The sequence below is a fragment of the Hoskinsella mucinilytica genome (assembly GCF_045223415.1).
Lineage (GTDB): Bacteria > Bacillota_I > Bacilli_A > Erysipelotrichales > Erysipelotrichaceae > Hoskinsella > Hoskinsella mucinilytica.
On record NZ_JBEQZJ010000010.1, the window covers coordinates 81,222 to 87,750 of the forward strand.

The window sequence follows — 6,529 nt, forward strand, 5'->3', positions numbered from 1 at the left end:
GTGCGTACAAAACACATAGATAAAGGAAGAATCATCATGAATAAGCAGAATAAATCGATACGACTCTTGCGCTAAATGGCATAAGTGCAAGTTTGGCATATTTGAAATGTTGTAGTCCAAAAGGAATCCCTATGATGGTGATACAAGAAAGCAATCCTACACCAACTTGTGCCAAGGCAATCCAAATGCCACTTAACAAAAGCCACAACACATTCATCAAAAAACTGATGGAGGAAGTCGTTTGATCATATACCACTTCTTTTTTAAATGGCCATAACACGAGTCCTGCAATTTTAAAGCATTGCATACCAATGGGAATCCCAATGATGCTTATGCACCATAAGCATCCGGCAAAAAACCATACCACTGCCATTTCAAAACCACCGAACATAACCCAAAGAAGATTTCCTAACGTACGCATGAAACCACCTCTTTTTCTGATAGAACGTCCTTTTGCCAAGCACTTCTTGAGATTTCTTCTTCATTTTGACTGGTGGAAAGTTCATAATAATAACCATGAAGTGCCATCAGTTCTTGATGTGTTCCTTGTTCAACGATACGACCATGTTGTAATACGACGATTTGATCTGCATGAACAATCGTACTAAGGCGATGTGCTACGACAAAGCTGGTACGACCCGCCAGCAATTCTTTCATTGCGTGTTGAATTGCCTGTTCACTTTCCGTATCTATCGAACTTGTTGCTTCGTCTAAAATCACGATAGATGGATTCGAAAGCAAGGCTCTGGCAAAGGAAATCAACTGTTTCTGTCCGGTAGACAAGCGATCTCCCCCTTCCCCTACTTCTGTAAGATATCCATCTTTTAATTCCATGATGAATTCATGTGCTTGAATCAGTTTGGCAACCTGAATTACCTCTTCTTTAGAGGCACTTGGTCTACCATAACGAATGTTTTCCAAAATCGAACCACTGAATAAATTCGGTGTTTGTAATACATAACCGATATTGGAATGTAACCAACCGACACTACGATCTCGAATATCCTTACCATCAATGAGAATACGACCTTTTTTGGGTTCATAAAAGCGACATAGTAAATTTACGATCGTACTTTTCCCCGAACCTGTTTCACCTACCAAAGCGATCATCTGTCCTTGTTTGACATCTAAATGAAAATCATGTAGTACTGTTTCCTTTTCATGATAATAAAATGTCACATGGTCAAATAGTACATCTCCAAGTAGTGGCTCATAATGTTCTGTCTTTGGTTCTAACAAGGTTCCATATTTTTCAATGACATCCTCACGATCTTGAATTTCCACTTCTTCATCTAGCAACGACATCACACGTTCTGCACTGGCACTCGCTAATTGAATTTCCGCCAGTACACGTGCCATCTGTTTCAAAGGATCAAAGAAAAGATTCGCATAATTGATAAACATAGCCAATGTTCCGAATTGGATCACTTGTAAAAAGACCTGATTACCTCCCACATACAACAACAATGCGATTACGATTGCGGAAAGCAAGTAAACAATCGGTTGGAAAATCGCATTTAATCTGACTGCACGCAGACTATAATGACGCAATGCATCTGTCCTTTCTTGAAATTCCTCATAATTTTCTTTTTCGATTCCTAATGTTTTGGTTGTCACTGCGCCATTGATGCCTTCCGCAAAGGATGCCGTGATCTTACTGTTTGCCTTACGACTTTTTCGCTGTGCTTGTAAGATCCTTCTTTGAAAGTATAAAGAAACAAGCCAAAGAATCGGTACGATGATCAATACACACAATGCCATTTTCCAATTGACGATCAGCATGACCACACTGATGCCTACCATGACGATCAAGCCCCAAACGATATCGACCATGCTCCAAGCCAAAATTTCGGCTAACCTTGCCGTATCAGAGGTGACCCTGGCCATCAGCCAACCATTCGCTGTTTTATCAAAATAAGAATAGGTCAATAACTGTAGCTTTTCAAAACACTTTTTTCTAAGATTTTTACCAAAGTCACTTTCAATTTTTGCGGCCAAACGAAAAAATCCATAAACCAACAAACACTGCAAGATAATTAAGAGCGCATAACTAATGACGAAAGTCGATAGCGTATCAGATGAACGTTGTTCTACCACATAAGTGTCTATCGCAAAACGATTGAATAGTGGCAACAAGATATCCGTAAATGCTAGAAAGATATTCAATATCAAGTTCATGATGATATATTTTTTATGCTCCCATAAGAGCGTAAAGACTTTTTTCCAAACCGATAGATCATAGACATCACTTTCAAATTCTTTCTCTTCCATCATTGGTTACCTCCCTTCATTTGAATCTCATAGATTCTGTGATACAAACCTTCTTCTTTCATTAATTCCTCATGTGTACCCATTTGTGCTACATGACCGTCTTGTAACACGATAATCATATCTGCTTTTTTGGCACTAGACACACGATGCGTGATCATCAGCATTGTCAATGATTCATCTAATTGATCTAACGCTTCTTGTATCATACGATCCGTTTTTGTATCCAAAGCAGACAAAGAATCATCAAAGATGATGATCGGACTATGTGATAATAAGGTCCTCGCAATGGCTACTCTTTGTTTTTGCCCTCCGGATAAGGTAACTCCTTTTTCTCCTACAGCAGTTTCATAACCCTGATCAAATTCCATAATGGTATCATGAATGCTAGCCATATGTGCTACCTGTTCAATATCTTCCCTGTTTGCGCCCATATTCGCAAGATGAATATTTTCATAAATGGTCTTAGAAAACAAAAATGGCTCTTGTAATACGATTTGTACATGTTTTCTTAACCATGCTTTTCTGATTTCTTTTAGCTCTACCCCATCTATTTTAATAGAACCACTTTGATAATCATAAATTCCCGTTAAAAGATGTACAAGACTGCTTTTCCCACTTCCCGTTGGACCCATGATGGCAACCTTACTACCTTTTGGTATATGAAAAGATAGATCCTTTAGTACCTCATGATCTCCATCTTCATATCGAAAACTAACATGATCAAACATAATATCCCCTTGAATCTCAGGTGAAAGACCAGATTCCAGATCTTCACATGGTTCTTTCAATACCTCTTGGATTCGCCCGATGGATACAGACACTTTCCCCATATCCGCTAAGATTCTTCCAAGCTGACGCATAGGCCAAATAATCATGGACTCATACATCAAAAACACAAAGAAGGTTCCGGCGGTAATCTGATGTTGAAGAGCCATAAAGACACCGATGACGATCATCAATAAGATTTGTAATAGACACAAGACATCTGTACCGCTCCAAAAGATACCCAATGCATGCATCAAATCAAAATATTTTTTACGATACTCCTCATTATATCGTTCAAATTTATCGATTTCTGTTTGTTCTTGATGAAAAGCCTTTACTACTCGCATTGCATTCAAATTTTCTTGTAATACCGTAGTCATCTTACTTTCCGCAATATCGCAATCAAGGAAGATCTTTTTTGCTTTACGAAAAAATACATAAGCAGCCATCATGACAAAAGGCATCAATGATACAGAATATAAAGCAAGCTTAACATTCATGGATAACAAGATCATCATCGCTATTCCTACGATAAGGATCGCATACATCATCTCTGCCAACTGCCCGGCGAGAAAACGACGAATGGTTTCGATATCTGAGGTACTACGTTGGATCAGATCTCCACTGTCCTTTTGTTTATGGTAATCAAAGGATAACTTCTGTAAATGATCATACATATGATTTCGTACATGTAAAGCAAAGCTTTCTGACAAACGTCCACTTTCCATGCTTCTTTGATAAATGGCAATACCGATCATAATATAACATATCACGATCAAGACACTTCCGATCCATAAATGTTCTTGAAGAAAAGCAATACCACCGATTGCGTCCACCATACGTTGGATCATTTCATTTTCAAAAGGAACCCCTGATATGATATGATCTTGCATATACGATATGATCAATGGAGCCGCTAAGATAAAAAAAGCATAGATTGCGACATTGATGAACATGTAAAAAGCTTGTTTTTCATATGGCTTCGCATATTGCCATAAAAATTTCAGTTTATTCATAACACACCTCATTTCTTTTTTTCTATACAAAAAAATAGGCAATAAGTGCCTATCGATTCACGTAATTGAAAGTTGTATGCTAATCGACTTTGATGTCGTGTGATGTTGCATAAGCTCTTAATGCCTGAGAAATCTGATCAGGACAAGATGTTGGCTTACTTCCGCAACGTACCCCTTCAAACGCAGAAATGACTTCACTTATTTTTTTATCTTTGATAATTTTTGATATACCTAATAAATTTCCTGCACATCCACCTACGATCGTTGCACTTTTGATGGTATCATTTTCCATCTCAAAACGCATTTCTTGTGAACATACTCCTTTTGGTCTATATACAAATGTTTCCATTTTTATTCCTCCTTTACACTTTCACATGAACTCTTTTCAAAACCGAATCAGCAATGAGTGCAATCAACAGTCCAGTTGGTATTCCTGCCAAGATCAACAATGGTAAGACTGCTTGCATAAAAAACTGACTGTAAATAAACGTAACAGCAATGACTTGCCCTACAGCATGAAACACACTGCCACAAACACTGACACCGTAAATACTCATCGGACTTCTTTTATATGCGATAGAAGTCATGATACAACTCAACATCACACCTGTGATACTCAGCCAAAAGCCGGTACCAAACAACACCCCTCTTAATAAAGAAGCAAATACAACTCGCATGATATTGACAATGAACATTTCTTTAACGCCAAACATATAAAGCGCAACCAATCCGACGATATTGGCAAGTCCCAGTTTAAAACCGGGAATCGGTACTGGTACAGGAACCATAGATTCAACCATATGAAATACGATCGACAATGCCACCAACATGGTAATCTGTGTCATTCTCTTTGTTTGACTCATCATTGAATCACCGTATCCAGATCATCTTGGCTATCCTTTGTTTCTATGACCACAACAATATTGTTGGGCAAACAGACGATGGGCGTATTTGCATCAGACACCCAGCCTTGGATGGAACATAAATGATAAGGACTGTTTTCCTTTTCTACTCGTACCTTTTGATCCCTCACTTCGATATCAACATCTCCAAGACTACCCTGTACCACATAGGTCTTGTCAACACTCATATCCGCACGAAGAACCACTTCGTTTTTATAGCTTACGACAGCTGTTTTTGGTTTACCCTGATTTTGATAAGCATTCCACAATGAAGGGATATACAATAAGCATACAACAACGATGACGATTCCTATAAAAATCTTATCTGCTTTATTCATATGACCTCCATTACCTTTTCTATTATACCTGTAACCATTTTCATTTGCAAGAAAAAAACAAATCGCATGGATTTGTTTATTTGGCGTTTTTTTCTGCTTCTTTCACAGCTTGGATAAATCCATCAATACGAATGGTACAGCCAGTCTTTACATCATTATTTTCAGCTTTTCCTTCGCTGTTCAATTTGATCGTATCCACACCGTTTTTCACAATGTAATTTTCAAGGAATGCAATTTGTTCATACCATTCCTTTCCGATCTTACTTGCTTGTTTCATATTGTATGCATTGCCTAGCTCTTTTTTTGTTTGATCCTTACCATTTGCCGTTTCATCGATCTCTACTTCACTTAATTTTCCATCTTTTGTTTTGACATTTGCTGTTGTGACTTCTTTCTTATCATTGGTATAGGTTCCTTTTCCCTCTTTGATCACTGCCGTTTTGCTACCACATCCGGCAAGTAATAGTCCACAGCTTAAGATACACACTACTTTTTTCATGCTTAGCACCTCCTTTTCCTAGTATGAGCAAAGAATTGCAATCTATACAAATTGACTTTCCCTAGGATTCCCTATAAAATATAGTTAACATGGAGGTCTTAAGAGATGAAATCATATATACAAAAATTAAAGCTGGCAGGAATCATATTGATTCCCTATGTTCCCCTTCTCATTTCGTATATCCTATATCAGTGGAGCATGTCCGTACAGACTTCTTCAAATATCAACGTTCTTTTTTATGATGTTTTCCAACGTATACAATTTCTTTTGAATTTATTGCTTGGAGCGCTCTTCGCTTTATGGTTTTATCTTGTATATGACAACAAACGAAAAGCTACGGTCATCACGATCCTCGTCAATTTATGTGTTATGATCTGTCTGATTGCTTATACCTTATTGCAACCAACACAGCAAATAGATTCCATTGATTTATTTTATCATCTGCTTTCACAACAACAAGGTAATTTCTTAACCTATTGTGGAATGCATATCTTTGCCTTAATTTTCTTGTTTTTGACAAAGGCAGACTTCCAAAATGAAAAACATCCATCCATTACTGATAACATTATAGAAAATTCTTCACAACTGGATGAAAACATCATCATTCCTCAGAAAGAAGAAAACCTAACAAAGTCTAACTCATCTTTATTTGAACATAAGAAACAAAAAGAAAAGGTAGTGGATTCCATAGAAAATGATGACCCATGGAAACCAAAGGGTGCTTAAAGCATCCTTTTT

The 6,529-nt window shown here is 37.5% G+C and carries 8 protein-coding genes; 1 reads left to right on the forward strand and 7 read right to left on the reverse strand.

The window, feature by feature from the left end; all coding sequences use genetic code 11:
• Window positions 1-34: 34 nt before the first annotated feature.
• The 7 genes from UGRO018_RS05095 to UGRO018_RS05125 form a co-directional block, all read right to left on the reverse strand.
• On the reverse strand, window positions 35-421 hold the full coding sequence (locus UGRO018_RS05095) for a YccF domain-containing protein (protein ID WP_416325377.1): 387 nt from the start codon (window positions 419-421) through the stop codon (window positions 35-37).
• Window positions 409-2,271 carry an ABC transporter ATP-binding protein gene (locus UGRO018_RS05100; RefSeq protein WP_416325378.1) on the reverse strand — a complete coding sequence of 621 codons (1,863 nt, stop codon included), beginning with the start codon at window positions 2,269-2,271 and terminating at the stop codon, window positions 409-411. The genes UGRO018_RS05095 and UGRO018_RS05100 overlap by 13 nt, the downstream gene beginning before the upstream one ends.
• Complete coding sequence (locus UGRO018_RS05105; protein ID WP_416325379.1) at window positions 2,271-4,052, reverse strand: ABC transporter ATP-binding protein; 1,782 nt, start codon at window positions 4,050-4,052, stop codon at window positions 2,271-2,273. Before UGRO018_RS05105 ends, UGRO018_RS05100 begins: the two co-directional genes overlap by 1 nt.
• Window positions 4,053-4,131: 79 nt before the next feature.
• Window positions 4,132-4,401, reverse strand: coding sequence for a TIGR03905 family TSCPD domain-containing protein (locus UGRO018_RS05110; protein ID WP_416325380.1), 270 nt, complete (start codon window positions 4,399-4,401; stop codon window positions 4,132-4,134).
• Window positions 4,402-4,414: 13 nt separating this feature from the next.
• Entirely contained in the window at window positions 4,415-4,915 is a 501-nt protein-coding gene (locus UGRO018_RS05115; RefSeq protein ID WP_416325381.1) for a Gx transporter family protein, read from the reverse strand.
• On the reverse strand, window positions 4,915-5,292 hold the full coding sequence (locus tag UGRO018_RS05120) for a NusG domain II-containing protein (protein WP_416325382.1): 378 nt from the start codon (window positions 5,290-5,292) through the stop codon (window positions 4,915-4,917). Before UGRO018_RS05120 ends, UGRO018_RS05115 begins: the two co-directional genes overlap by 1 nt.
• Window positions 5,293-5,368: 76 nt before the next feature.
• Complete coding sequence (locus tag UGRO018_RS05125; RefSeq protein ID WP_416325383.1) at window positions 5,369-5,791, reverse strand: FMN-binding protein; 423 nt, start codon at window positions 5,789-5,791, stop codon at window positions 5,369-5,371.
• 105 nt (window positions 5,792-5,896) lie between these two features.
• Between UGRO018_RS05125 and UGRO018_RS05130 the strand changes: the two genes are divergently transcribed.
• Window positions 5,897-6,517 carry a hypothetical protein gene (locus tag UGRO018_RS05130; protein ID WP_416325384.1) on the forward strand — a complete coding sequence of 207 codons (621 nt, stop codon included), beginning with the start codon at window positions 5,897-5,899 and terminating at the stop codon, window positions 6,515-6,517.
• The last annotated feature ends 12 nt before the right edge of the window (window positions 6,518-6,529 follow it).